At 62.6% G+C, this 26,531-nt stretch carries 19 protein-coding genes; 2 read left to right on the top strand and 17 right to left on the bottom strand.

Features of this window, described 5'->3' with window-relative positions; translation table 11 throughout:
• From pgaB to CAF63_RS07245, 12 genes are all read right to left on the bottom strand, one after another.
• Positions 1–1,998 (bottom strand): poly-beta-1,6-N-acetyl-D-glucosamine N-deacetylase PgaB, encoded by a 1,998-nt coding sequence (gene pgaB, locus CAF63_RS07300; RefSeq protein WP_085684305.1) that lies wholly within the window; start codon positions 1,996–1,998, stop codon positions 1–3.
• A gap of 12 nt (positions 1,999–2,010) precedes the next feature.
• Positions 2,011–4,491 (bottom strand): poly-beta-1,6 N-acetyl-D-glucosamine export porin PgaA, encoded by a 2,481-nt coding sequence (pgaA, locus tag CAF63_RS07295; protein WP_085684307.1) that lies wholly within the window; start codon positions 4,489–4,491, stop codon positions 2,011–2,013.
• Positions 4,492–4,750: 259 nt separating this feature from the next.
• Positions 4,751–6,256, bottom strand: a complete 1,506-nt coding sequence (locus CAF63_RS07290; RefSeq protein ID WP_085684309.1) for a YdgA family protein — start codon at positions 6,254–6,256, stop codon at positions 4,751–4,753.
• Positions 6,257–6,455: 199 nt separating this feature from the next.
• Positions 6,456–7,091 (bottom strand): NADH:ubiquinone oxidoreductase subunit N, encoded by a 636-nt coding sequence (locus CAF63_RS07285; protein ID WP_085684311.1) that lies wholly within the window; start codon positions 7,089–7,091, stop codon positions 6,456–6,458.
• A 93-nt stretch (positions 7,092–7,184) separates the two neighbouring features.
• Positions 7,185–8,627, bottom strand: coding sequence for an efflux transporter outer membrane subunit (locus CAF63_RS07280; RefSeq protein ID WP_085684313.1), 1,443 nt, complete (start codon positions 8,625–8,627; stop codon positions 7,185–7,187).
• Complete coding sequence (locus CAF63_RS07275) at positions 8,624–9,511, bottom strand: HlyD family secretion protein (RefSeq protein ID WP_085684315.1); 888 nt, start codon at positions 9,509–9,511, stop codon at positions 8,624–8,626. The genes CAF63_RS07280 and CAF63_RS07275 overlap by 4 nt, the downstream gene beginning before the upstream one ends.
• Positions 9,508–9,717, bottom strand: coding sequence for a DUF1656 domain-containing protein (locus CAF63_RS07270; RefSeq protein WP_007957657.1), 210 nt, complete (start codon positions 9,715–9,717; stop codon positions 9,508–9,510). The genes CAF63_RS07275 and CAF63_RS07270 overlap by 4 nt, the downstream gene beginning before the upstream one ends.
• On the bottom strand, positions 9,714–11,777 hold the full coding sequence (locus tag CAF63_RS07265; protein ID WP_085684317.1) for an FUSC family protein: 2,064 nt from the start codon (positions 11,775–11,777) through the stop codon (positions 9,714–9,716). Before CAF63_RS07265 ends, CAF63_RS07270 begins: the two co-directional genes overlap by 4 nt.
• Complete coding sequence (locus CAF63_RS07260; RefSeq protein ID WP_011331882.1) at positions 11,774–12,202, bottom strand: MarR family winged helix-turn-helix transcriptional regulator; 429 nt, start codon at positions 12,200–12,202, stop codon at positions 11,774–11,776. Before CAF63_RS07260 ends, CAF63_RS07265 begins: the two co-directional genes overlap by 4 nt.
• A gap of 130 nt (positions 12,203–12,332) precedes the next feature.
• On the bottom strand, positions 12,333–13,808 hold the full coding sequence (locus tag CAF63_RS07255) for a Fic family protein (protein ID WP_085684319.1): 1,476 nt from the start codon (positions 13,806–13,808) through the stop codon (positions 12,333–12,335).
• Between the two features lie 101 nt (positions 13,809–13,909).
• On the bottom strand, positions 13,910–14,155 hold the full coding sequence (locus CAF63_RS07250) for a DUF2789 domain-containing protein (RefSeq protein ID WP_085684321.1): 246 nt from the start codon (positions 14,153–14,155) through the stop codon (positions 13,910–13,912).
• Between the two features lie 129 nt (positions 14,156–14,284).
• Positions 14,285–14,746: an aminoacyl-tRNA deacylase gene (locus tag CAF63_RS07245; RefSeq protein WP_085684324.1), complete on the bottom strand. Its 462-nt coding sequence runs from the start codon at positions 14,744–14,746 to the stop codon at positions 14,285–14,287.
• A gap of 196 nt (positions 14,747–14,942) precedes the next feature.
• On the opposite strand from CAF63_RS07245, the gene CAF63_RS07240 reads away from it, so the two are divergent.
• The gene (locus CAF63_RS07240; protein ID WP_085684326.1) at positions 14,943–15,470 is read left to right on the top strand and encodes an NfeD family protein; all 528 of its coding nucleotides are present in this window, start codon (positions 14,943–14,945) and stop codon (positions 15,468–15,470) included.
• A gap of 2 nt (positions 15,471–15,472) precedes the next feature.
• Positions 15,473–16,231 carry a slipin family protein gene (locus tag CAF63_RS07235; RefSeq protein ID WP_085684328.1) on the top strand — a complete coding sequence of 253 codons (759 nt, stop codon included), beginning with the start codon at positions 15,473–15,475 and terminating at the stop codon, positions 16,229–16,231.
• Here CAF63_RS07235 and CAF63_RS07230 read toward each other — a convergent pair.
• The 5 genes from CAF63_RS07230 to CAF63_RS07210 are packed head-to-tail and all read right to left on the bottom strand — an operon-like array spanning position 16,197 to position 26,485.
• Positions 16,197–17,171 (bottom strand): sulfotransferase family protein, encoded by a 975-nt coding sequence (locus CAF63_RS07230; RefSeq protein ID WP_085684330.1) that lies wholly within the window; start codon positions 17,169–17,171, stop codon positions 16,197–16,199. The genes CAF63_RS07235 and CAF63_RS07230 overlap by 35 nt on opposite strands.
• Positions 17,159–17,944: an aspartyl/asparaginyl beta-hydroxylase domain-containing protein gene (locus tag CAF63_RS07225; protein ID WP_085684332.1), complete on the bottom strand. Its 786-nt coding sequence runs from the start codon at positions 17,942–17,944 to the stop codon at positions 17,159–17,161. Before CAF63_RS07225 ends, CAF63_RS07230 begins: the two co-directional genes overlap by 13 nt.
• A complete protein-coding gene (cysC, locus tag CAF63_RS07220; protein ID WP_085684334.1) occupies positions 17,941–18,546 on the bottom strand; it encodes an adenylyl-sulfate kinase in 606 nt (201 codons plus the stop codon). The genes CAF63_RS07225 and cysC overlap by 4 nt, the downstream gene beginning before the upstream one ends.
• On the bottom strand, positions 18,530–20,044 hold the full coding sequence (locus CAF63_RS07215) for a TolC family protein (RefSeq protein ID WP_007957681.1): 1,515 nt from the start codon (positions 20,042–20,044) through the stop codon (positions 18,530–18,532). The genes cysC and CAF63_RS07215 overlap by 17 nt, the downstream gene beginning before the upstream one ends.
• Positions 20,045–20,092: 48 nt before the next feature.
• Complete coding sequence (locus CAF63_RS07210) at positions 20,093–26,485, bottom strand: Ig-like domain-containing protein (protein WP_085684336.1); 6,393 nt, start codon at positions 26,483–26,485, stop codon at positions 20,093–20,095.
• Between the last annotated feature and the right edge of the window lie 46 nt (positions 26,486–26,531).

The raw sequence follows: 26,531 nt of genomic DNA, 5'->3' as shown, positions 1-26,531 counted from the left end.
TCATGGGTTCCATTTGTTGGAGAGCGCAGGCCGCACGGTTTTCAGGTCCGGCAGGTTCTCGAGGAAGTTGTCCGGGTAATAGCCGAAACTGGTGGCGCCCTGACGCTTGAGGCGGCCCATCCAGTCGGCCAGTTGCGCACCGTCGATGTCAGCCTGTTCCTTTTTCGTCCAGTCCCGGGCCTGCAGTTCGAACACCGTGCGATCCAGCGCGCCGGGGCGCTGTTTGATCTTCGCCACCAGCTCTTCGAGCCACGGGCCAGATTGCGCATGGGTCTGTTTTTCCATGAGCGGCATGGCCATCGGCGCCGTCCAGTCGTAGCTCACGAGGAAGTCGTCCAGGTTCTGCGCGAACCACGCTTCGCTGTGCGGATTGAGCACCGGCTCGGCGAAGATGTTGCGTGCGGTAAGCACTTGCGGGCCACGAATCGCGCGCACCTTGGCGGTCAGTTCGTTGGTGAAGTCGATCAGGTAACGGCTCTTGAACCGCGTCCAGCGCTGCATCGCCGCCGGATCATCACGCAGGGCGGCAATCGAGCCCGGCAAGCCGTTCGCGGCATAGGCCTTCAGCGCCTGAGGGCCGGCGTCTTCGAAGTCCGAAAGCACCGCATCGTCGTGGTAGAGAATGCCGTCCACCGAAGTCAAGCGTGCCACGTCTTCGTAGATCTCGCCGATGATCCGCCGCACTTCAGGATCGAACGGCGACAAGCGTTTGTATTGATCCGGGTCGACAGCGGTCGTGCCGGTCTTCGGATCCCAGCGCGTCACCCGTGGCAGCTTCGAATCCAGCTCGAAACTCAGCACCGGCATCCACGCGAAGACCTTCACGTGAGCCCGGGTGCGCAATTGCCAGGCGACGCGGTCGAACAGGTCGGCGCGCATCGGCAGATGACGGTTGGGGAAATACAGCGAATGCACCAGGCCATCGCCCTTCGGATCGGCGAACGCTTGCAGGAACACCGTGTTGGCGCCCATGTCGGCCATGCGCTGGATCAGTTTGCCGAGGTTAATTTCCTGCTGCGCTGGATCCGGGTCGTAGACGTTGTCCAGGTCCACATGCACGACGCGCATGGTGAAATCCGATTGCACGCCGACCACGCTGTTGGCGAAGTGCTCGCCGTCAGGGTCGGAAGCCACCAGGAAACGCGGCCCGCTCATCAGGTTGTCGAGGGCATCGAGACCGTCATCGAGGGTCAGGGCCATTTCATAGCCTTCTTCGCTGACCACGGTCAGCGACGTGCCGTCCGCCGTCCCGTAAGGCCAGACCCAGATGCGCGGTTTTTTACCGGTGTTCTTGCGGATTTTCTCCGAGATCGCCTGCACGTCAGTGCGGATCCGCGCCTGGAAGTCGGCTTCGGATTCGTAGCGTTTGCTCACCGGATCGTAACGTCGGGTCGCGGCCGCCGGCTGCATGTTGCCTTGCGGGTTGGCGAGGATGCCTTTGTGGCTGGCGTCGGTGTGGGCGGCGATTTCCACCAGGCCCGATTGCGAGATTTCTCGCACCTGAGCCCAGGTCAGGAAGTCCGAGCGCGCACGCGGCGTGCCGGCGAAGTCCACCGGTTGGTTCAGCGGCGTATCGATCCAGGTGCCAACCGGCGCCAGCAGCGCATGCCAGTTATAGGCGCGCAACACCGGCAACACGCGGGTGTAGAAGCTTGAGTAGCCGTCGTCGAAGCTGAGCAGGATCGCCTTGGGCGGCAGTTCCGGTCCGCCCTTGCGTGCGGCCATGATCTGATCGACCGTCACCGGTTTGTAGTTGTTCTCCCGCAGCCAGGCGAGCTGTTCGAGCAGGCGCTCGGTGCGCACCGCCACCACCGCCTGATCGGGGTCACGATCTTCGACGTCGTGGTAGGCAATGCCCAGCACGTGGTTTTTCGGCCAGGGCTTTTCATTGGCTGCCACCGGTCGCTCGGACGGCGGCACAAAGGCCGGGGCTTGCTGGGCGCAGGCGCTGACCAGCAGCACTCCCAGCAGAAGGATGAAACGCGAAATCAAAGGCATCTTCAAACTCTTCTAGAAGCGGAAAGTGAGGTCGACGAGCAGACGCAGATCGGTTTCCCGGTCACCGTCGTAGGGCCGGTTGATCACGCTGAACAAACCGCCCACCTCGAACACGTCGTTCCAGGCGTAGCGCTGGCCGTAACCGAGCAATGCCATGCCGCCGGTGCCGTGATCACGCTGGCTGTAAGTACCCGCACCGGCTTGGAACTGCTGGCTCCAGACGGTTTCGTAGCGGTGGTACAGCACGTGATTGACGTTCAGCAATGGCATGACGCTGAAGTCCGACTTCGGGTTGAAGTACGGCACGTCATCGGACTTGGAGTTGTGGCTGGTGCTCACTTCCAGGCCCGCATCGACTTGCAGGTTCGGCGCGCTGTAGACGCCCTCTTTTCCGGTCAGCAAGGCTTCGACGCGGTTGTTGCCGTCGCTGAAGTGCGACGGGCTCACCGCCAGCCGCCACTCGCGGCTCTCGTTGGCGCGCCAGCGGATGAAACCGCTGCCGCCGTTGGCCTTGATGTCGCTGTTCAATGCCCGCAGCGGGGTCTCGGCCGACAGGTATTCGAGGCTGCCGCCGTATTGCCAGTGATCGTCGATGTCGCGGGCAATCGCCAGACGCGCGCCCTGCTTGTCGCCAAAACCATAGGAATGATTCGACACTTCGGCTTCGAGGGTCATGTCGCGGGTGCGACGCTCCAGACCGACACGCTGGAAGCGATGGTGGCCGGTGCCTTCGGCGAAATCGCCAGTGGCGTATCCGGCCCCGGCGAACACTCGCCAGTCCTCATCGATCGGCGGGCTGTAGAGGGTGGTCTGGATGCCGAAATCCCGGCTGCCGGTGACCGCGCCGGCATCGCCACCGCTGCCGCCGTTGGCCTTGCCGCCGTAGGCTTCGACGCGCAGCTCGGACATGTCGTGCACTTCGCGCTCACGGGCCAGACGCTGGACCTGACGGTTGTCGGGGAAACGCGCCACCACGTCATCGGTCAGCGCGTCCATCTGCCGCCATTCCTGCAGGTCCATGGCGGTGCGGGCCTGCGCGACTTCAAGACCCATGTCGCGCGGCGCGATGCTCTCGGTTTCCTTGAGCTGGTTTTCCGCACGGCGCGGCCAGTTGCGGGCCAGGTACAGATCGGCCTGGGCCAGGCGCAGGCCGATGTTGCCCGGCGCCTGATCCACCAGGGTCTGCAAGCGCTCTTCGCCGTGAGGCAGGTCGGAGCCGTAGGTGCCGGCCTGCGCCGCCAGTTGCTGGGCGTCCATCCATTCGTCGTTGGGGTTGCCGATCGGCAGGCCCTTGAGTTCGATGCGCGGTTTCTGCGTCTTCGCCTGATCTTCGGCAACCTTGCGCGCCTCTTCGGCGCGATCGCTTTCCAGCAGCGAGTAATACAGCGCCGTGGTGTCTTCGAGTCGGTCGCCGACATCGGCGTCCGGCGCCGCCAGCACCTGACGATAAAGATCAGTGGCGATTTCCGGCTGGCGCTGGTCCAGATAGGACGCCGCCACCCAGCGCAGGGCGTAGGTCGGAATCTTCACGCCTTCGGCTTGGAGCTTCTGGTATTCGCTGATGACTTCGGCGGTGCGCGCCCGCGCCTTGAGCGCGCCCATGCGGTCGATGCGCCAGCGGGTCACGTCGTCGTGGGCAGTGGCGTCCGGGGTCCAGGTGGCGAGCAACTGGTCGTAGTCGGCCAGGGCACGATCGGCGATCACGTAGCGTTCTTTTTCGCTGCGGGTGGCCAGTTCGGCGAGACGCACGCGTTCGGCGGCCAGATCGCCTTCCAGACGTCGCAAGGTGACAGGATCGATCAGCCCCGGACGCTGCTTCGCCAGACGCAGCGCCGGTTCCGGCAGACGTGCCTTTTGCAGGGCGACCACGTATTCGCGGGCGACTTCCGGTTTGTTGCCGGCGCGAATAAAGGCCTGATCGTACTCGAACAGCGCGTCGTACGGCTTGCCGGCGCGATTCAGAGCGTAGCCCAGCGCCAGTCGGCGGGAAGGATCATCGGGTTTGGCGGCGACCAGCGAACGGGCGCGGATCACCCCTTCATCAGGTTTGCTGGAGTCGGCTTGGGTCAGCGCCAGACCGAGTTGCAGGTCGGCGTTGTCCGGCTCCAGCATCAGGGCCTTGTTGTAGACCTGGATCGCCTGCTCCCAACGCTTGAGATTGCGATAGGCCCGGGCGGTGGCGGTCAGCGCCTGAACCGGCAATGCCCGGCCAAGGCCCTGGGTCTCGTAGACCTGCACCACTTCAGCGTCGAGCCCGGCCCAGCCGGCGATTTGCAGGTGATCGCTGACCTGGCCGGTGGTGGCCTGGGCCGGCGGCACCTGCCGCAAAACGGTCAGCGCGGGCGTGTAATGCCCGGCCCGGGCGTCGAGCACCATTTGATCGTAGGCCGTATCGGCGAACGCGAGCGCCGGCCAGAGCAACTGGCTGCACAGCGCGACTCGAAACAAAGGGCGTAAACCACGATGTAATACGGGAACATCAATACGCGGCATTCGTCAGCATCCTTACATGGCCAGCCGGGTAGCAGTGCTCCCCCTTGCCCATTTCGTGACGGAGGCCAAGCAAAAAACGCTCAGCCAAGCTTATCCAAGCAGTCTTGCACGCAAGCGTAGACCAATATTCAGAACACAATAATTGTTCAGATTCGTGACGAAGACTTTCCCGGCGAGCCGCAAGCCCGGACACCAGACAGCAAAACGCCCGGCGTCTGCGGTATGCAGAGGCCGGGCGTTTCGGTGTCGCGCGGGGCGTTTACTGAGGCTGTTCGATACTGCCGAACTTGCTCATCAGGAAGCCGACGAACTGCTCGACGGTCATCTTCTGGCCGTTGAATTCCACCTGATTGGCGGCGTAATGCAATTTGGTGACAACGTTGGTGCCATCCAGCGTCGCCAACTGCGAACCGACGGCCATGCCGGCGAACATGTCGGCGCCAGCGCTGGCTTGGTCAACAATGGCTTTGGCATCGGTCTGACCGTCGATTTGCGCCTGCACGCTGAGCAGATCGACCAACATCGGTTTGGACACCAGCACATTGACGTCAAGCAGCGCGATCAGCTGTTTGCTCAACTGGTCCGGTGGCAGGTCCATCGACGCAGGCTTGGTCAGGTCGAGCACCAGACTCGCGCGGCTTTCGCCGTTGGCGGTTTTCAGCGACAGGTCTTCCAGCGCCAGTTGCGGCCCGGCTGCCAGCAGTTTCTGCAGGTCGGCCTTGACCTGGGTGGACTCGGCCTCGGTGAGGTTCAGCTCCGGAGCCGGCAGGCCGGCGGCGGTGGCTTCGGCAGCGGCCTTCTCGTACGGCTGCAGCTTGGTCTGGTAGATCTGCATCAGCGACATGGCCGACGGGATATCGAGGTTTTTCAGGCTCATGGCCAGGTTGGCCGAACCGATCTTCTTGTCGTTGAGGGTCACTTCGCCGACCTTGTAGTCGGCACGGCCGGAAGCGTTGCTGCCGTTCTCTTCGGTGCGGTTCTTCATTTCGAAGTTCTTCACGCCCAGCACCGACTGTTTGGCGCCGAAGGTGGTCTTGCTGCTGGTCAGTTCCAGGGTGTTTTCGCCGGTGTAGTAGCCGTAGGTGCTCTTGGCGAGGTTGCTGGCCAGGGTCAGGCCATTGAGTTCGATCTGCACCGGCGCCTGATCTTCAGCGACCGTGGTCAGGTGCAGGCTGTCCATGTAGCCGTTGGCCTTGACCTTCTGGGCCTGGGCGCTGGCGGAAATGTCCATGTTCAGGCCGGAAAACTTCAGGCTCGACTTGTCATCCAGTGCGGCTTCCAGCGGCAGTAGCTCAAGGTTGCCGGTGGTCGACTGGTCGTAACCGATGTTGACTACGCCTTTAAGCGGCGCGGCGCCCTTGGTGGCGGCAAACCATTTTTCGGTGATCGGGGTCTTTTCCAGTTCGTAGTGACTGGTGGCCATGACCGGCAGCCATTTCAGTGACACCAGACGCGAAAACGGCAGCGGGCCATGTTCGATATGGTCGACGAACAGCAACTCGACCGGCGCCTCGCCGAACATTTCACCCTCGCCCTTGAGGCGATAGTGCGCGGTGCTGCTGAAGGTGTTGCGCTCAAGCGACACCAGTTCCAGCGACGCACTGCCGTTGGAGCCGGCCATGGCGGTCTGCAACTCGCTGTTGGCGTTGGCGACGGCGTTGTTCAGCACGCCTTCGATTTTGGTGCCGGTGTACCAGGCCCCGCCTACGCTGATGGCGCCAATGGCCACAACAATTCCGAGAAGCACGCCTGCTGATTTATTCATGAATGACCTGATCGATTTCCGTGGCTGAAAGTGTGGTCGTCTTCCCTGAACCCGTGACCGGGCCGTGGCGCGACTCCGCTGAATTTAGCGGTGGAGATTAGCACTGGCAGTGCGACGCGGCCCAACGATTAAAGGTTAAAGAGTGTCGACAAGTCATGGACAAACAAAAAGATCGCCGGGTTCGGCGATCTTTTAAGGATCAGGAATATTGCACCTCGATCTCATCGAGCTGATGGTCGAAGCTTTTCAGCCGTGCGGTCCAGGTGTACACCAGCACTTCGAAATCCCGGTCGATCACTGCCCCGCCCGGCCCGTCGCTGCGCGGGTCGCAGAAGTCCAGTTGATAACGCTCGCGGGCCATGGCGTTAGCGACGTCCGACAGTTCGCGGGCATTGTTGAGCCAGTGCCAGCCGTCGTCGGCGACTTGCCGGTCTAGCGCCAGGCATTGTTTTTTCAGGGCTTCGAGGCTTTTTTCCAGCGGCGTGCCGGTGAGTTCGCCCATGACTTCGGCGAAGGTCCGCCCCGGTTGCCAGTAGCTGCCCCAGAAGTAGCGGTCGAACACGGTTTCGACTTTGCGCAGCGCGACTTTGGTGTCCCAGATCAGCAGCAGCGTCTTGCTTTGCTCGAGTTGGCGTTTCTTGAGTCGCTGGCTTTGCACCAGGGCCGACGCCACGACCACGATCGCCATGACCGCGATCAGCGCCACGGTGCTGTCGAGGAAGACCATTGCCTTGTCGATCTGGTGGGCCAGCATGATGCCGTAGAAATAGGTGGCCGACAGCAGCACCAGGGCTACCAGGGCGCACCAGAAGCCGAGAGCGTAAGGGTTTTTCATTATTGGTTTCCCCTAGACCTGCGCTAGCGATGTGCACTGAAAAGGCGCCTGGTTCGGGGCGCCCTTTCAATACTTCAAAGCATAGCAACGGCCTCAGGGTTTGCTGGCGCTCGAGGCTTGCGTTCGTCCGCTTTCCCAACCGCCGCCCAGGGCGAGGAACAAATCGATCTGGCTCATGGCAACCTGGGTGTTGGCGGCGGCCAGTTGCGCGGTGACGTCGGTGTAGGTGCGGGTGGCCTGCAGGTCGGCGAGGAATGACTCGCGGCCGGCCTGGAAGAAGCGGTGCGTCTGGTCCGCAGCCAGTTTCGCCGATTGCTCGGCATCGGCCAGCGCATCGCGACGTTGCAACAGCGCGAAATACTGGGACAGGCCGGTCTGGGTTTCGCGGATGGCGTTGAGCACTACGCCGTCGAAATGCGCCAGCGCGCCCTGGGTCGTGGCTTCGGCTTCGCGGATGCGGGCCCGGGCGCCGTTGGTCGGCACGCTCCAGCTCAGCGACGGGCCGAAGCCCCAGCGATTGGTGGACGGTTTGCCAAGGTTATCCAGAATACCGACGGTGCCGATTGTCGCACCGAAACTGATGTCCGGGTACAGCTCGCCGGTGGCGATGCCGATTCCAGCCGTCGCGGCCGCCAGACGTCGCTCGGCCTGACGGATGTCCGGCCGGCGCTTGAGCAGCGCGGCGCCATCGCCGACCGGCACCAGTTGGGCGATTTTCGGCAGTTCAGCGCAGGTCGCGGTGCCGGCCGGCAATTGATCGACAGGCTTGGCCAGCAGCATCGACAGACGGAACAACCCGGCCTGACGCGCCGCCTCATAACGCGGCATGTCAGCGCGCAGGGATTTGAACTGGGTCTGCGAACGGGTGACCTGAGTTTCATCGCCGCGCCCGGCGTCGCGCAGGCGCTGAATCAGGGTGGTGCTCTGGGATTGCAGGTCGAGGGAATGTTGGGCGATTTCCCGCTCCTCGTTCGCCGCGCAGACCTGGGTGTAGGCCCGCACCACGTCGGCGACCAGAGTGATGCGCGCGGTGTCGGCAGCGGCCTGGGTCGCGTCGGCGTTGGCCTTCGCCGCTTCGATCCCGCGTTGCAGCGTGCCCCACAGGTCGAACTGGTAGGACGCGCTGATGCCGATATCGCCGATGTTGGCCACCGGCACTTTCTCCGGCAGCAGGAATGCCTCGCCGGATTCCTGCAAGCGTTGCGCGCCCATCTTCACGCCGCCGCTCCAGCCACCGGCCGCTTCGGCTTCATCGACCTGCGCACGGGCCCGCGACAGGTTCGCCGCCGCCACCCGCAGATCGGTGTTGGACGCCATGGCCTGCTGCACCAGTTGATCCAGACGCGGATCCTGATACAGCCGCCACCAGTCCGCCGGCACCGGGGCCGACACCACCGGTTTGCCGGCTACCGCCAGATCGCCCTGGAAATCCTTGCGCTGGATCGCCGCGTCTTCGGGCACGTGATAGTCCGGCCCGACCATCGAGCAGGCCGACAGCATCATGCCCAAACCGGCGATCATCAGAGCCCTGCTCATTTCGCGGGCTCCTGCGGTTGATCGTCGATGATCGACACGGTGGCGGTACGCCCGGCGATCATGCGGAAGTCCTCCGGCACGTCGTCGAAGGCAATGCGCACCGGAATCCGTTGCGCCAGGCGCACCCAGCTGAACGCCGGGTTGACGTTGGGCAGCAGGTTGCTGCCGCTCGAACGGTCACGGTCTTCGATACCGGCGACGATGCTTTCGACATGCCCACGCAAGCGGGCGCGGTCGCCGATCACGCGGATATCCACCGACTGACCGATGTGGATACCGTCGAGTTTGGTCTCTTCGAAATAGCCGTCGATGTGGAACGAATTGCTGTCGACCACCGAGAGCACCGGACGCCCGGCGGTGACAAATTCCTGCGAGCGCGGCGCACGGTCGTTGACGTAGCCGTCCACCGGGCTGCGGATCACCGAGCGGTCGAGGTTGAGCTGAGCGCTGTCCACCGCCACCAGCGCTTCGGCCAGGGCCGATTGCGCGCGGGCCACTTTCGACTGGCTTTCTTCCAGCTGTTCGGCCGGCACCAGATTGCCCAGGCCACGGTTACGCTTGGCTTCACGCTGCGCCTGGGCGAGGGTTTCTTCGCGATCAGCGACCGCCGCCTTGGCCTGGCGCAACGCCAGTTTGAAACGGTCCTGGTCGATGCTGAACAGCACCTGGCCGCGTTTCACCAGCTGGTTGTCCTTCACTTCGACCTGCTGGATCAGCCCGGACACGTCCGGGGCGATCTGCACGATGTCGGCGCGAATATGGCCGTCGCGGGTCCAGGGCGCGAACATGTAATACATCACCATGCGCCAGACCACGACGACGGCGAAAGTCACGATCAGCAGCGTCAGGACGACGCGACCGAGGGTCAGAAACGGTTTTTTCATGTCATCAGGTATCGACTGAGTGAATCCACGCCGTACAGCATCACGGCGTAGAGAGCCACGTTGAACAATGCCCGGTGCCAGACCAGACGGTAGAAATGCAGGCGTGTAAGCACGCCGTGTACCAGCACAAACAGCACATAAGTGATGCCCATCAACACCAGCAGGGTCGGCAGGAAAATGCCGCTGATGTCCAGATCACCGATCATAGGGGCGCTCCTTCGGGCAGCGGTTCTTCGGGCTCTGCGTTGGAGACGAATTCCACGCCGGGCAACAGCGCCAGGCGCAAACCGCTCAAGGCGTGCAAGAGGTTTAGTCGGGTTTCTTCATCGCCGTGGCCGTTGAGCGCGCGGCGGGTGCGATCCATGGTCATCAGCAAGGCGCTTGGCGCCGGCAGGCGTTCGCCGGCCTTGAGACAGGCCCGGAAATACTCGCCGACCTCTGCCACCACTTGTTTCAGCAACGCGTTCGGCGCGCCCGTCACCCGTGGTGTGTAGGCGAGCAGGTCGAGCAGGTTCAGCCCCACGCGCACTTCGCGCATGGCGATGCCGGTGTCCTGACCGGTCAGCGCCAGACGCGGCAGGTGCTGCATCAGGCGGTCGAGCAGTTGCACGCCCAGTTGCCGGTGTTCGGCGAGGTTGGCCGGTTCGGTCATGCTGACGATGTCTTTCCAGCTGAAACGGGTCAGGCGCTTCGCCGCGAGTTCCGCGCCGAACGGCCGGGCTATCAGCGTCCAGATAAACGCGAACAACAACCCAATCGGGCCCGCCAGGTTGGAATTGACGAAGGCAAAGAAGTCCGCGTCGTAAGCACCGGAAATGCTGATGAACGACGAGGTGTTGACCAGCGTAAGCAGCATGCCGAGGTAGAAACGGGGCTGCACCGTCAGGGTACCGACACAGATGAACGGCACCGCGAACGCCAGCACCAGCATCGGGAAGTCATGCAGGTTCGGCAACACCAGAAACAGGTAAAGGCTGGCGAACAGCACCGACATCCCGGTCCAGAAAAAGAACCGGTAGATCTGCGGCGCCGGGTCGTCCATCGAGGCGAAGAAGCTGCACGACACCGCCGCCAGAATCACCGCGCTGCCGCCGTCGGTCCAGCCCAGCAGGATCCACAGTACCGAGGCGACGATGATCGCCAGGATGGTCGAGACCACCGAATACAGCATCAGCCCACGGTCGATGAATGGCGTCAGGCGACCGAGGCGCCAGTGACGATACACCGCGCGCCAGCTGTCCTGGCGCTCGCACAGGATCGCGTCCTGCAGGCTGCGGCAGTCCTGCCACAAATCGATGAACTCGCCGAGGCGATACAGCGCGTTGGAAAACAGCAACTGCTTGCGATCTTCCAGGGCTTCGGCGCTCGGTTGCAGCGCTTCGAGCTGATCCCGCAGGGCTTGCCAGCGGCCGAGATCGGCGTCTTTGTGGCCGAGCCATTCGCGCGTCGCGGTGAGCAGCGGCGCGAACTTTTCCACCAGCTCCGGCGTACGCCGTTCGAGGGCGTACAGTGAATCTTCGAGGGCATCGATCACCGGCAGCAGGTGGATCATCCGCCCGCGCAGTTCCTTGGTGTTGCGCACGGTTTGCGGCCGCGCACCTTCGTGCGGCAACTGGCCGATCATCAACTCCAGGCTGTTGAAACTGCCAACCATGGCCATGCGCAGGGCGGTGACTTCTTCGGGCTGCACGTCACGGCTTAGGAATTTAAGGCTGTAGGTCGTGGCGTCGGCGAACCATTTGCCCACGGCATCGTTGAACACCGGCGCCAGGCGTCGTGGCCAGAACATCGCACCGACCACCGCCGCCACGGCGATGCCGAGGAAGATCTCTTCAGTCCGCGACTCGGCCACGTCCCATACCGCCAGCGGGTTATCCACCACCGGCAGCGCAATCAGCGGCAAGGTGTAGCCGGCCAGCATCAGCGCGTAGTTGTTGGCCGTGCGCAGATGCAGGGACAGGAACAGCAAAATCCCCGTCCACAAGGCGATGACCACCACCAGCACATACGGGCTCTGGACGAACATCGGCACGAACAGCACGGCCGCCGCCGCACCGAGAAACGTGCCGATCGCGCGATACAGCGCCTTGGAACTGGTCGGGCCGAGGAACGGACTGGAAACGATGTACACCGTGGCCATCGCCCAGTACGGACGAGGCATCTGCATGAGCAAGGCGATGTACAGCGCGGTCATCGAGGCCGCGAACGTGCGGATCCCGTAGAACCAGTCGCGCGCGGGGGGCATGCCGGAAAAGAACCCGTTCACGGATTGATCACCGTTGGCGGAGTGGCCGCCTCGAAAGCTCTGAGTACTCGAAGCGTAGCCTCCAGATCGCGCTGGTCGATGCCTTCGAGCACTTCATGACGCAGACGCACCAGTTGCGCCTCCACCGCTTGCACCAGCTCACGGCCGGTGTCGGTCAGGCTCAGGCATTTGGCGCGACGGTCCTGGGCATCTTCGGTGCGGCAGACAAACCCGGCGTGACACAACTGATCGAGCAGGCGTACCAGCGACGGCGACTCCATCCCCGCCGCCTGCGCCACCTGTACCTGGCGCACACCCTCGCCCAGCCGCCCGATCATCAACAACGGGACGGCGCAGGCTTCGGAAATTCCATAGTTGACCAGCGTGGTCTGGCAGATCTTCCGCCAATGCCTGGCGGCCACCACCATGGCACTGCTGATGTTCATCTGGAGAGCGTCGAGGTTATTCGGCACGAGGGAATGCACACACTGTTAGTTTGCTAACTATCAATATCGCATTGGTGGGGAAATTCAGTCAAGTTTTGAAACAAATTCATGCTCCCGGACAAAGTAAAGCTTACGACTCTCGCCCGAGTTCAGCGGCAAGCTGCTCAATAAACTCAAACACCTGCTCGGGCACGCTGTACTGAAACTGCTTGCGCCGGTTTTTTGAAACCTTGCCCTCATTGTCCAGACACATCATTACCAGTTTGGACAAATCACTTCCTCGCACATCAAATCGGTCGTTCACCGCCTTAACCAAAATGTCATACCGCTCTAGAAACTGCGTTTCTTCGCGAAGCTCCACCTCAAGGGCCCGACGAGCCATTTGCAGTGTGAATTCGACGCATTGGGTGGCATCCCAGTAGCGATAGATTGACGGGTGCCCCACAAACTCGAATGCCATCAGATCGGCGTCCAGCCAAGTGACATTCCAGAATTCGCGTGCAGGTTTTGAAAAGCCTTTCAAGGCCTCCAGATAACCTGACTCTTCGTGTTTCATCGCCACGGAGACAGGCAACAGCAAACCATTCTGCAGGACACCTGAATGACAGAGCGTCTGATGAATAAGGAAACGTGAAAGACGGCCGTTGCCATCCATAAACGGATGGAGAAAGACAAAACCGAAAGCCACGACGGCAGCCGCAACCAGTGGGTCGACTTGCCGGGCAGACTGATTGGCAAAACGCATGAGTTCCTCCATCAACTCACGGCACAAATCCGGCGCCGGTGGGACATAGCTGACCCCAGCGGCCCCTCTCAAACCGTTATGCAGATGATTTTGCTCATGACGAAACAACACCGCTTTGTCGAACGGGTTCGAAACAGTGCTGTTCTGCAGCTCGACCAGATAGTCTTCGCTCAACTCGGTTCGCTCATGAGCCTGGCGCAGCAAATGAACAAACCGGCGGGATTTCTCTTCGCTGGGCTCTTCTTTCTCGATGGCAAAGGAGTCACGGGTTTCGTGGAGGTAAGCCCAATTGATGGCGCGATCCATCATCTCCGGCGGGAGTGTCGCCATGAATGCCTGCGCTCGGCCAATAATGTCTAGGTCAAGCAAGGCCTGCAGCTCTGCAGTTCTTTCGACGGTTGCGCAGTAGCGCAACGAACCCAAGCCATTGAAATCGACACGCCAACGACTGTTTCGTATCGCCGGTCCGGTGACGTAGAGTTTTGGGTCGAAAAGTGCAACGACGCTCCCCCGAACCGGTACCTGATATTCCAGTTGCTGACCCGTAAAGCTTTCCCACAGAAAACATGCTTTTCGAATAAAAACGCCGTTTGGTGATTTGGCCAATTCTGCGAGCAATTGCTCAGCCGCTACAGTTTCAAGCGCCTGAGCCAGAATGCCCAAATTGATACCCTCGTGTTTAAGGGCAAAGAGGATGTGCTCCAGTGTAGAGCCTTGGGCGGGGGCGACAGTCTGTGGAACAGCCAAGCAATCTCCGATCAAGGTGATTCGGGTGACGGGCTTCACCATTGCAGTTCGCTTTGGCACAAGCGCCTGGATGTTCAGCGCCTCATGCAGGTGCGCATATCCAACAGTCGGCATGGGAAACATCCTCAGGAAAAATTCACTGAGGCGATTAAAGCTCAGTTTTTTTTACTGGACGCATGTTTTTTTTACATTTCAGCCATTTCCCACAGATTTTTTTACACATTCCTTCCTTTTCTCAACATCACATCCAACTGATCCACCACCTCCGCCCAATCCGCATCATCGAGAATCTCGTCGCGCAGGAAATCTGCCTGGCTCTTGGTCCAGAAAAACGCGTCGCACAGGTGCAGTTCGGGTTTGAGCGGGGAATGGGTGGCGATGAACTGGTCGATGCTGACCGGGTCGTTGTCCAGGCCGAGTTGCTTGAACAGGGATGGGAGGCTGTGCGTCGGGTTTTCCATGTCGGAACTCCTGCGAGATTTATAGGGTGTGAAAGATTTTTCGCGAGCAAGCCCGCTCCCACAGGTTTAGCGCAGAATCTGTGGGAGCGAGCTTGCTCGCGATTGGCGTCGGCACAGACGCTAAAAAAGCTACTGACTCAACTCCCGCACCTGCGCATGCGGCACCATCTTCAGGAATTCGGGCATGCTCATGTGCAGCAGGTTGTTGGGGTTGCCGGCTTCCAAGTAGATGTCTTTCTGCCGGGTCAGCAGCGGGTCGATGACCATGTCCAACCCGTAGGAATCGCCCAGTGGCGGTACGGCGCCGCGTTCGCAGTCGTCGAAAATATGCGCCAGATTGCTTTCGCGAGTGATTTGCCATTCGCCGCTGCTGCGCACCTTGCTCAAGTCCAGGTGGCGGCTGGCGGGCAGCACCGCCATCAGGTAGTGCCCGTGACGGTCGTCCAGGATCACCGATTTGGCCACCCGTTCTGCGGCAATTCCGGAGACCCGCGCCGTTTCCAGGCTGCTGGACGAGTGCGGGTGGGTGACGATGTCATATTCGCATTGCGCCCGGTTGAGGCTGCTCTGCACTTTCTTGGCCATACGCATGATGCACCTCGGTGCCCGCCGACGCTGCGCGGCGGACGGTAATGAAACGCTGTGGCTGTCCTTGAAAGTCTAGTCCGGCGAGCCGCGAGCACCGGGAAATCCGCCCACTGGCGGGGCGGGAGAATTGATCAAAATTCATCCAGCCACAGCCTCACCTAGACTGTAAGAACAAGCCCTGACTCTCGCGGAGGGTCACGTGAACATCCGTTGCTGTGCGTTTGCCCTGTTGCTGCTGAGTGGATCGGTGGTTGCGGCGGACACCCCGTTTACCGCTGTCAGCCCGGTCGGTCTGTGGCTGATCACCGTGGGCATCGCGTTTCTGATCGCCGAAGCCGCGCTGCCCAACTATGGGGTGATCGGCCTCGGCGGCATCGTCATGTTTGTGATCGGCGCACTGATCCTGAGCAACGCCGAACTGCCGGTGCCGATGATGATCGGCCTTGGCCTGGTCAGCGCCCTGCTGCTGATCGCGCTGCTGATCCGCGCCCTGAAAACCCGACCGCGCCACCCGGTCAGCGGCGATGCCGGCTTGCTTGGCAGTGTGACGGCGGTGACGGTGGTGCAACCGGAAGACAGCCGCAACGGCTGGGTGCAATTGCAGGGAGAACGCTGGCAGGTGCTGAGCGCCACGCCGCTGCACACCGGGCAACCGGTGCGGGTGGTCGGGCGCAAGGGCCTGTTGCTGCAAGTGGCCGCGACTGACGCGGCACCGCTCGGAGAGTGATCATGGGTCTGCAAATCGGTTTTGTCGCGCTGCTGCTGTTGCTGATCGCCCTGGCCGGCTCGACGTTCCGCATCCTGCGCGAATACGAGCGCGGCGTGGTGTTCCAGCTCGGACGCTTCTGGCAGGTCAAGGGGCCGGGGCTGATCCTGCTGATCCCGGTGGTACAGCAAATGGTCCGGGTCGATCTGCGCACCATCGTCCTCGACGTGCCGCCACAGGACGTGATCACTCGCGACAACGTCTCGGTCAAGGTCAACGCGGTGCTGTACTTCCGCGTGCTCGACCCACAGAAAGCGATCATCCAGGTCGAAGATTTCCTCATGGCCACCAGCCAACTGGCCCAGACCACCCTGCGCGCAGTGCTCGGCAAACATGAGCTGGACGAATTGCTGGCCGAGCGCGAACGCCTGAACATCGACATCCAGCAAGTGCTCGACGCCCAGACCGACACCTGGGGGATCAAAGTTGCCAACGTCGAGATCAAGCACGTCGACCTCAACGAGTCGATGGTGCGCGCCATCGCCAGGCAGGCCGAAGCCGAGCGGGAACGGCGCGCCAAGGTGATCCACGCCGAAGGCGAATTGCAGGCCTCGGAAAAACTCATGCAGGCCGCCGAAATGCTCGGCCGCCAGCCCGGTGCCATGCAGTTGCGCTACATGCAGACCTTGAGTTCGATTGCCGGCGACAAGAGCTCGACCATCGTCTTTCCGTTGCCGATCGAACTGCTCAAGGGGATGGCGGATCTGTCGGCGAAATCGTGAGCGCACGCAAGCGTTCCAGCGCAACGTAAGTGGCACGGGCGCAATGTTCAACCCGTGCCTGCAACAGCACCGAAGCCTCGCGGCGCTTGTGTTCGCCATCGACGACAAAGGGTTGTGACGGCTGCTTCACGTGCTGCGCCGTCGCCGCCAACGCCTGTTCACTCTGCGCGGCACTCAACTTGAAAAACCGCGCCAGCCGCCCGCTCATCGCGTCGGGCAATTCGTTGTAATTGAGCACCAACCCGGCAGAATCACGGCAATGCACCCACCCCGCCTCCAGCAGGCGCCCCAGCCGCCGGGCAATGAAATCCTCACGGCCCTCGAACGGCAAATCATCGTCCAGCACACAATCGCCGAGCGCACCCGGCACCATGTGCAGGCCGGGACGGCGCAGGTGCGAGACGGCAATTTCCAGCGGATCGCGATAGACAAACAGCCACGGCGTATCGGGAAAACACTCGTGCAGCAACGGCCATTCGCCGATGTTCCAGGCGTCGAGCTTGATCACCAGCCGCTGCTCCGTATCGCGCCGGCGCTGACCGTACGCCGAGAGCAGCCCGGCGATGGCCGTGCGGCGTTCTTCGTCCGGCAGATCGCTGCGCAGCAAGGCATCAAGGGGCGGCGGCTCCGAGACCACGATGTGATCGTCGAGCCGGGCAAGCATCTGGCTGATCAGCGTCGAACCACACCGCGAGGCGTGCAGGATGAAGGCACTCGGCGGCAGACCCGGACTGAGCGCTTGCCAATCCATGAGCGCCGACAAGGGTGTTTGCCGGCGGAACGCCTGATTGAACGGCAGACGCAACGCGTCTTCGACGGCCTCACGAAAGAACGGCTGATGCAGCGGTGTGTCACCAAACCAGCACCAGTCGACCTGCCATTGCCCGGCGGTTTTCCAGATGCGGATCGGCAACCAGCCGTCGAAATTCACAGACGCCATTGTTCGTTCCATGACCGGCGACCGTTGCGCATCGCCGCAAGCAATTCTTCACGGGAAAAATGCAGACCGCGTTCAGCGGCCAGCGTCAGCGTCTGAGCGGTGAATGCTTCAGGGTCGTGCAGTGCCTGCAACGTTGCGGACAGCAACGGATCCGTGACCAGCAACCGTTGAAATCGCTGCAGCGCCGTCTCCGCGCCATCAGGCAGCGGAGTACTCGGCAAACCGTCAGCGATCATCTGCTCCAGCCAGGGCGCAGGGCGGCAATCGAGCACCAGATGTACCCGAGCCGTGCGGTCGCGATTGTCGACCCGATGCGGTCGGGCGAGATCGAGAAACCAGCACTCCCCCGCCGTCATCGGCATCCGCTGGCCGTCGAGCCAGAAGTCCACGGCGGGCGGACTGAGCAGCGGAATGTGCAGGCGCAAATCGGCGTCCGGGCCCTCAAGATCGTAGTCGCGATGCTCATGAATCTGCCCGTCGGGCCCCAGTCGCAACAACCGCGCACTGACGATTTCCAGCGGCAGATCCCGCAGGGCCTGCTGCCAGCGCTCATCATTCAGCCAAGGGGCGCGTTGGACGGGTTCGGCGCTGCCGGGGGACAATTCGGTCAGCGCATCGGCGGCGGAAATCAGCGCCACGCCGCTCCAGTCGCCGGCGAAATAAGCGGTGTTGAAATGGCCGCGCCAGGCAGCGTCGTCAATCGCCGACAGCGCCTGCAACAGCAACGGCAGGTCAACCGTCACCGGCAACCGCGAGAACGCCGGTCGGCTCATACCTTGGGCAACACCGCTGTTTCTCCGAGCCAGGTCAGCAAGCGGTCCAGACAGGTTTCGACCGTCAGCGTGCCGGTGTCGAGCACCAGCGAAGCCTGGGCCGGCGCTTCGTAAGGCGCCGACACACCCGTGAACCCGGCCAGCTCGCCGCGTCGGGCCCGGGCGTAATGCCCTTTCGGATCGCGCTGCTCGCACACCGCCAGCGCAGCGCTGCACCAGACCTCGCGATAGTCTTCGCCCAAACGGCGGGCAAACACTTCGCGCAGCTCCGCCAGCGGCGCGATCATCGCCAGAATCACGATCTGCCCGTTCTCCACCAGCAACGTTGCAAGCTCACTGGCACGGCGGATGTTTTCCAGGCGGTCGGCATCGGTAAAACCCAGGTCACGGTTGAGCCCGACGCGCAGGCCATCGCCATCGAGCACCACACTTTGCAGACCGCGACTGAACAACTCGGCATGTAACGCCTGGGCAAGGGTCGATTTGCCCGCCGCCGGCAAGCCGGTCAGCAGCATCGCCGTGCCGCGATGGCCGTTGCGGGCCTCGCGTTGGGCACGGCTGATGCTGGCGGTCGGCGCCAATACGTCACTGCGCGGAGGCATGGGCCACCGGAACCGAAATATTCCCCGAGGCCCACGCCGCTTCGCGATTGGCCAGCGCAGTGGCGATCGACTGCACTTCGGTCGACTGCACCTGATCCGGCAGCGGGTCGAGACCAGCGCTGGCGAAAATCTGGCCGTAAGCATTGCGCAGATCGGCGTAGGACAGATCGCGCCGCAGATCCGCCTGCAAGGTATTGAGTTCGCCCTGAATCAGATCCAGCTCACCAATGCCGTCGGCCTGACGACGGTTACGCAACTGACCGACGATTTGCCCGTCGATGTCCGACAGTTGCTGGTTGGTCTTGAACTGGCGCAGCGCCTCCTGATAGTTGGCGTTGGCCACGTAGAGCTGCGCCAGCACCGCAATCGACATCGCCTGACGCCGCGCAGCAGCGACTTCTTCGCCAGCCTTGGCCACATCAATGGCCGCCGGGGCAGAGATCACGTTGAACAGGTTCCAGGTGACCTTGACGCCATAGTCGGCCCAGCCCTGCTCGACCAGGAACGAGTTGCTGTCGTAATGCCCGCCGGCGGAGAACTCCAGGCCCGGCAGCAGACGCAGCATGGCCTTGCGGGTTTCGGCGGCGCTGATCCGGGTCTGGTAATCCTGCTCGCGCAGTTCCGGACGGCTGGTCAGGGCTTCCTGTTCGAGTTTGCTCAGATCGACCTTGAGTTCCGGGATCTGATAACCGTCATCGGTGGCCAGGGTCAGGTTGGTGCCCAGCGGCAGGTTGATCAGGGTCGCCAGTTCGGTTTTCGCCAGCGACAACGCGCGGCGCTGTTCTTCCAGTTGCCGGGTCGCTTCGATCAGCGAACGCTGATAACCGAGGGACTGCACCGGATCGCCGATGCGCTGTTCGCTCATGCTTTCGCTGTTGCGGCGGGCGGTGTCGACCCGCGCCATCAGGCTGTCGATCTGCTTGAGCAGGCGTTCGGCGGCCATCGCCCGCCAATAGGCCGAGCGCACGTCCTGAACGATGGTGTTGATCACCTTGCGCCGGCGTTCCTGAACGATCAGGCGTTGGTCGCCCTGTTGCTTGGCGCTGATGTAGCTGACGCCGAAATCGAGAACGTTCCAGACCATGGTCAGGTCGGCGACGTCGCGGTCGCGGTCCTGGGAGGTCGACGGTTCCAAGGACTGGGTGCCGGTGCGCACGCTCTGGCTGCTGGAGGCGCTGACGTTGTTGCGCCCGACGTAACCGGCGTCCAGCGCCATGCGCGGCAGCATGTCGAAACTGGCGAGGTCGAGCTGCCGCTTGGCCAGCGCTTCCTCCATGATTTTCAAGCGACCTTCGAGGTTGTATTTCACCGCGCGGGCCATGGCCTGGTGCAGGGTCAGCGGACCGCTCAGCGGTTCCTGGCCCTTGTACATGCTTTGCAAGTCGGCCCGGGCCCGTTGTTCACTGACACTGCGTTCGATCGGTTCACTGGTCACTGCACATCCGCTGATCGCCAGCGCCAGCAAGCTGGCGCCGAACAACTTCTGACTTTTCTTCATCCCTGGATCGCCCCTAGGTCCCGCACATATGTGAGTTGTTGTGTGTTGTCAGGCCGGCATTTCGCTGATGCCAACCTGTTGCAGTGCTGCCGCCAGGTTGTCGACCCGGTGCTGCTCGCTGTCCTTGATCTGTTGCAGTTGCTGGCCCAGGGTCGGCGCGCCGAACACACCGCGCAGGCCTTGGGAAATATCACCGCCCTTGATCGAGTGACGGTCGAAGGCGTTCAGCGAGTCGCGCTCGGTGCTGCTGTCCTGATTGAACAGGCTCGACAGCGTGCTGCTGCCGAACACTCCGCCATCGCCGCCGCCAAATCCGAGGAAACCATGACCGGAACCGTCACCGCCGTTGTCACTGCTGGTGAAGACCTGGGCAATGAAGCTTGGGCTCAGCGCACCGCGGTTGATGAAGATATCCCCCAGCGGACGGATGCCGTTGCCGATCACCCGTTGCTCGAACAACGGCGCGAAAGTCAGCGGTGAACCGAGGTCGCCGGTGGGCGGCGTGAAGACGACCGGTTGGAGCGGGATGTTCGGCGGTGGTGTCGGCGCGACCGGATCGCTGCTGCGGAATTCCGGATCCGGTGTTACCACGATCAGCGGAGAAGTCGGTGTCACCGGAGGCACAACCGGCGGCACCGTGTTGATCACGTAATTGCCGGAGCTGCTGACGCTGCTGCCACTGTTGCCCGACAGGTCGCTGACCCCGGCGGTGTTGAGGCTGATCGCATTGCTGGCGCTGTTGACGTTGGCGTTCGGCGTCAGGGTCGCGGTCCATGTCTTGCCGCCGTCGCTGCTGCTCAGGTTGGACAAGGTGCCGTTGGCCACGCTGAGGTCCGACAGGTCGAAACCGCTTACCGCTTCATTAAAGGTGATGGTCACCTGCGAGGTCTGGCCGACGCCCAGGTTCGGATTGGCGATCACCACCGTGGCGGTCGGCCGTTCGCTGTCGAGGGCGTAGTTGTTCGACACCGCCACCGTGCTGCCGGCGTTGCCCGCCAGGTCGGTGACGTTGCTGGTGTCCAGCGCGATGAAGTTGCTCGGGTCGGTGACATTCGCGTTCGGCGTGAAGGTCGCGGTCCAGGTCTTGCCGCCGTCGCTGCTGGTCAGGTTGCTCAGGTCACCGTTGGTCACACTCAAGTCGGACAGGTCGAAATTGCTCACCGCCTCGCTGAACGTGAAAGTCACCGTAGTGCTCTGGCCGATGCCCAGGTGCGGGTTGGCGACCACGATGCTCACCGTCGGCCGGGTCGCATCGAGGATGTAGTTGTTGGAGATCGCGATGCTCGTGCCGAGGTTGCCGGCCAGATCCTGGACGCCAGCGGTGTCGATCAGGATCAGATTGGTCGGGTCGTTGACGTTGGCTGTCGGCGTGAAGGTCGCGGTCCAGGTCACGCCGCCGTCGCTGCTGGCCAGGTTCGACAACGAGCCGTTGGCGACACTGATGTCCCCCAGATCGAATCCGATCACCGCTTCGCTGAAGGTGATGGTAACGGTGGTGGTTTCACCGATACCGAGGCGGTTGTCGGCAACCACAATGGTGGCGGTTGGCAGCGCGGTGTCGATGGCAAAGTTGTTGGAATCCGTGCTGCCGATACCGCTGTTGCCTGAGACGTTGGTCACGCCGGCATTGTTCAGGCTGATCAGGTTGGTAGCGTCAGTGACATTGGCCGTCGGGGTGAATGTCGCGGTCCAGGTGATACCGCCGTCGCTGCTGCTGACGTTGCTCAATGTGCCGTTGGCGATGGTCAGGTCGCTGTTGTCGAAGCCGCTCACCGCTTCGTTGAAGGTGATGGTCACCAGCGAGGTTTCCCCGGCCTTGAGCGAAGTGTCGGCCACGACGATGGTGGCGGTCGGCACCTGGGTCTGCACCTGATAGTTGGCCGAACTGGTGGTGCCGGTGCCGGTGTTGCCGGCCAGGTCGGCGATGCCGGTATTGTTCAAGACAATCAGGTTGGTGAGATCGGTGACACCGATGTTCGGCGTGAAGGTGGCCGTCCAGGTGATACCGCCGTCGCTCGACGAAACATTGCTCAGGGTGCCGTTGGCGACGCTCAGATCGGCGTTGTCGAAACCGGTCACGGCCTCGCTGAAGGTGATGGTCACCAGCGCTGTTTCACCGGGGCGCAAATCGCTGTCGCTCATCACAATCGTGGCTGTCGGGCGCTGACTGTCGACCGCGTAGTTGTTGGAGTCGGTCGTGCCGCTGCCGGCGTTGCCCGCCAGGTCGGTGATGCCGGTGTTGTCCAGGGTGATCAGGTTGGTGGTGTCGGTGATCCCCGCCGCTGGCGTGAAGATCGCCGTCCAGGTGATACCGCCGTCACTGCTGCTGACTGCACTCAATGTACCGTTGGCGATGGTCAGGTCCGCGTTGGTGAAACCGGTCACCGCTTCGCTGAAAGTGATGGTCACCAGCGAGGTCTGGCCGACGCCCAGTGCGGTATCGGCGACCACGATGGTTGCGGTCGGGCGCTGGGTATCGATGGCGTAGTTGTTGGAATTCGTGGTGCCGACACCGGCGTTGCCGGACAGGTTCTGGACACCGCTGTTGTCCAGGGTGATCACATTGGTGGTGTCGGTGATGTTGCTGGTCGGCGTGAAGGTGGCGGTCCAGGTAATGCCGCCGTCGCTGCTGCTGACCGCACTCAACGTGCCGTTGGCGATCGTCAGGTCGGCATTGGTGAAACCGGTGACCGCTTCGCTGAAGGTAATGGTCACCAGCGAGGTTTCGCCGATCTTCAGACTGGAGTCGGACACGATGATGGTCGCAGTCGGCACCACGGTGTCGATGGTGTAGTTGTTGGAATTGGTCGTGCCACTGCCGGCATTGCCGGCCAGATCGGCGATGCCGGTATTGGCCAGCGTGATCACGTTGGTCGCGTCGTTGACGCCCAGGTTCGGCGTGAAGGTCGCCGTCCAGGTGATGCCGCCATCGCTGCTGCTCACCGCCGTCAGCGTGCCGTTGGCAATCGTCAGGTCGGCGTTGGTTAAACCGCTGACCGCTTCGCTGAAGGTGATGGTCACCAGCGAGGTTTCGCCAGCAGTGAGGTTGCTGTCGGCGACCACGATGGTCGCGGTTGGCCGCACCGTATCGATCGCATAATTGTTGGAATCGGTGGTGCCGCTGCCGGCGTTGCCCGCCAGGTCGGCAACGCCGGTGCTGTCCAGGGTGATCAGGTTGGTGGTGTCGTTGATACTGGCGCTCGGCGTGAACGTCGCCGTCCAGGTGATGCCGCCGTCGCTGCTGCTGACCGCGCTCAACGTGCCGTTGGCGACCGTCAGGTCGGCGTTGGTGAAACCGCTGACCGCTTCGCTGAAGGTGATGGTCACCAGCGAGGTTTCACCGATCCGCAGGTTGTTGTCGGCCACCACGATGGTCGCGGTCGGGCGCACGGTATCGATGGCGTAGTTGTTGGAGTCGGTGGTCCCGCTGCCGGTGTTGCCGTTCAGGTCTGCAATGCCGGTATTGTTCAGCGTGATCAGGTTGGTCGCGTCGGTGATGCTGGCGGTCGGCGTGAACGTCGCCGTCCAGGTGATGCCGCCATCGCTGCTGCTGACCGCCGTCAATGTGCCGTTGGCGACCGTCAGGTCGGCGTTGGTGAAACCGCTGACCGCTTCGCTGAAGGTGATGGTCACCAGCGAGGTCTCGCCGATTTTCAGGGCGTTGTCCGCCACCACGATGGTCGCGGTCGGGCGTACGGTATCGATGGCGTAGTTGTTGGAGTTGGTAGTGCCGCTGCCGGCGTTGCCGGCCAGATCGACGACCCCGGTGTTGTCCAGAGTGATCAGGTTGGTGGTGTCGGTGATGTTGGTGGTCGGCGTGAGCGTGGCGGTCCAGGTGATGCCGCCATCGCTGCTGCTCAAGCCGGTCAGCGTACCGTTGGCCACCGTCAGGTCGGCAGTGGTGAAACCGCTGACCGCTTCACTGAAGGTGATGGTCACCTGCGAGGTTTCGCCCGCCGCCAGATTGCTGTCGGCGACGACAATGGTCGCGGTCGGGCGCGCCGTATCGATCACGTAGTTGGTCGAGTCGGTGGTGCCGCTGCCGGCGTTGCCGGCCAGATCGGCAATACCGGTGTTTTCCAGAGTGATGACGTTGGTGGTGTCGGTGATACTGGCGCTCGGCGTGAACGTCGCCGTCCAGGTGATGCCGCCGTCGCTGCTGCTCACGGCGCTCAGCGTACCGTTGGCGATGGTCAGGTCGGCGTTGGTGAAACCGGTCACCGCTTCGCTGAAGGTAAAAGTCACCGTCGAGGTATCGCCGATCTTCAACGCCGTATCGGACATCGCGATGGTCACGGTCGGCCGTACGGTATCGATCGCATAGTTGGTGGAGTTGGTTGTGCCGACGCCCGCCACGCCGTCGCTGATTGCGGTCACTCCGGTGTTGTCGAGGGTGATCAGGTTGGTGGCGTCGGTGATGTTGTTGGTCGGGGTGAAGGTCGCCGTCCAGGTCAGGCCGCCGTCGCTGCTGCTGACCGATGTCAGCGTGCCGTTGGCGATGGTCAGGTCGGCGTTGGTAAACCCGGTGACTGCCCGGCTGAAGGTGATGGTCACCAGCGAGGTTTCGCCGATTTTCAGGGCCGTGTCCGACATCACGATGGTCGCGGTCGGCGGTTCCACGTAGGCAGTGTTGAGCGTGCCGCCATTGTTGAAAATCGCCGCGACAGCGGTCGGTGACGTACCGTTCGTGCCGCCGCCCAATGCCACACCACCGGCACCGCTGCCGGCGGCGTTGCCGCTGATGGCGGCGAAGTTGGCGGCGGTAATCAGCACCGTGCCGCCCTGGTTCCAGATCGCGCCGACGCCGCGCCCGGCGATGCCGCCGTTGGAAGCGTTGCTGCCAAAACCGCCACCACCACCCCCGCCGCCACCGGCGCCGAGGTTGTTGCTGATCACCGAAGTGCCGACGATTTTCAGGGTGCCGGTCGAGGCATTGTAAATGCCGCCAGCGGCATTACCGCCCGCACCGCCGACCTTGTCCCACCCCGAGCCGCCACCGCCGCCACCGATGGAAATCGTGCCGTTGCTGGCCGTGCCGCCGTTGCCGCCATTGCTGTAGTTGTAAGTACCCAGCCCACCAGCACCGCCAGTGCTGGAGCCTCCACGCCCGCCCATGTGCGTTGCATCGAAGCCGCCGCCATAACCACCGACCCCGCCACTACCGGCCTGACCACCATAAGTACCAATCCCCGATCCGGTAGAACCGCCGTGACCGCCGCCCTGGCCACCGAGACCACCACCGCCACCGCCAGCACCGCCGGAGTAGGTACTGGTAACACCGCCACCGCCACCACCACCGGCCGCCGCGTTGCTGGTAACCGAGACGTTGTTCAATGTGAGGATACCGGCGTTGAAAATCCCGCCGCCCATGGCGCCGGTTGCCCCGTAGCCGCCATTACCACCGTTGCCCGAAACCAGGCCCCGGGTAATGACCAGACCATCCAGGGTCACCGTACTGCCGGAGGTGATTTCCACCACCCGCGTCCGGTATTGGCCATCGAGCGTGACGTCGGCAACCCCGTCGTTGTTCAGGTCGCCATCGACGGTGATGTTCTTGTTGATCAGCAATTCGGACGTGAGCTGCACCGTCATGCCGGAGCTGAAGGTCACGATGTCGCCGTTCTGCGCCGACGCCAGCGCTGCGCGCAACGAGCCGACCCCGGTATTCGCATTGTTGGTGGCGGTCCAGGTGGCCAGGCCCCACTGGTATTCGCTCATCGCTTTGGTCGACAGCACATTGGCGCTCTCGATGGTGCCGGTGGCGATCTCCAGTTCCCAGTCGCCGCCCACCCCGGTGCGATTGTTCGAAGCGGCCACGTCGCGGCCGGTCAATTGCGCCAGCGAATCGACAAAGCTCAAGCCACGATCGCCCTCGGCGGTGTAGCAGCCGTAGATCAGGATGTCGCCGCCGACGTTCATGTCCTTGCCGATTTCCGCCAGGATCGCGCTGCGCTGGGCAACGTTGTCGGCCGACAGATAGCTGTTGCCCAGCCACAGGTCACCGGCGTTGCCGTGGGCGATGATCTGCACCGAGCTCACGCCCTGATGCTGGTCGAGGTAATCGGCGATCTGCTGCAAACCGTCCTTGCCCGCATCGAGCTTGACCACTTGCGTGCCGGGCGCCACGCCCTTGAGCAGGCTGTCGGCATCCTTGACCCGGGAATCGACGAACACCACGCTCTGCCCCGGCACCGCGACCGGGCTGGCAGCAGGCGTGGCATCGGCCTGACCGTGGGTGTCTTTGCTGGCGCTCGGGTGGTCGGCGGCCGGCGCTTTCGCGGCATCGGCGGTGGCATGGCTTTCAGCCTGGGCGGCGGTGTCGGCCACGGTGGCCGCAACGGCGCCGTCGAACAGCATGCGCGGTTCCAGCGACATGATCAGGGGCGCCGCCAGCGTCCGTTGGCCTTCGGTAACCCGCGACTTTTGCTTGCTCCACCACATGTTGCTCACCCGGACTCGAACACAGTTGTTGACGCATCAATGAAAA

This window comes from Pseudomonas sp. B20(2017), assembly GCF_002113125.1.
In the GTDB taxonomy this organism is placed as follows: domain Bacteria; phylum Pseudomonadota; class Gammaproteobacteria; order Pseudomonadales; family Pseudomonadaceae; genus Aquipseudomonas.
Note: the sequence above shows the minus strand (reverse complement) of the source record. Positions and strands in the feature narration are given on the sequence as shown.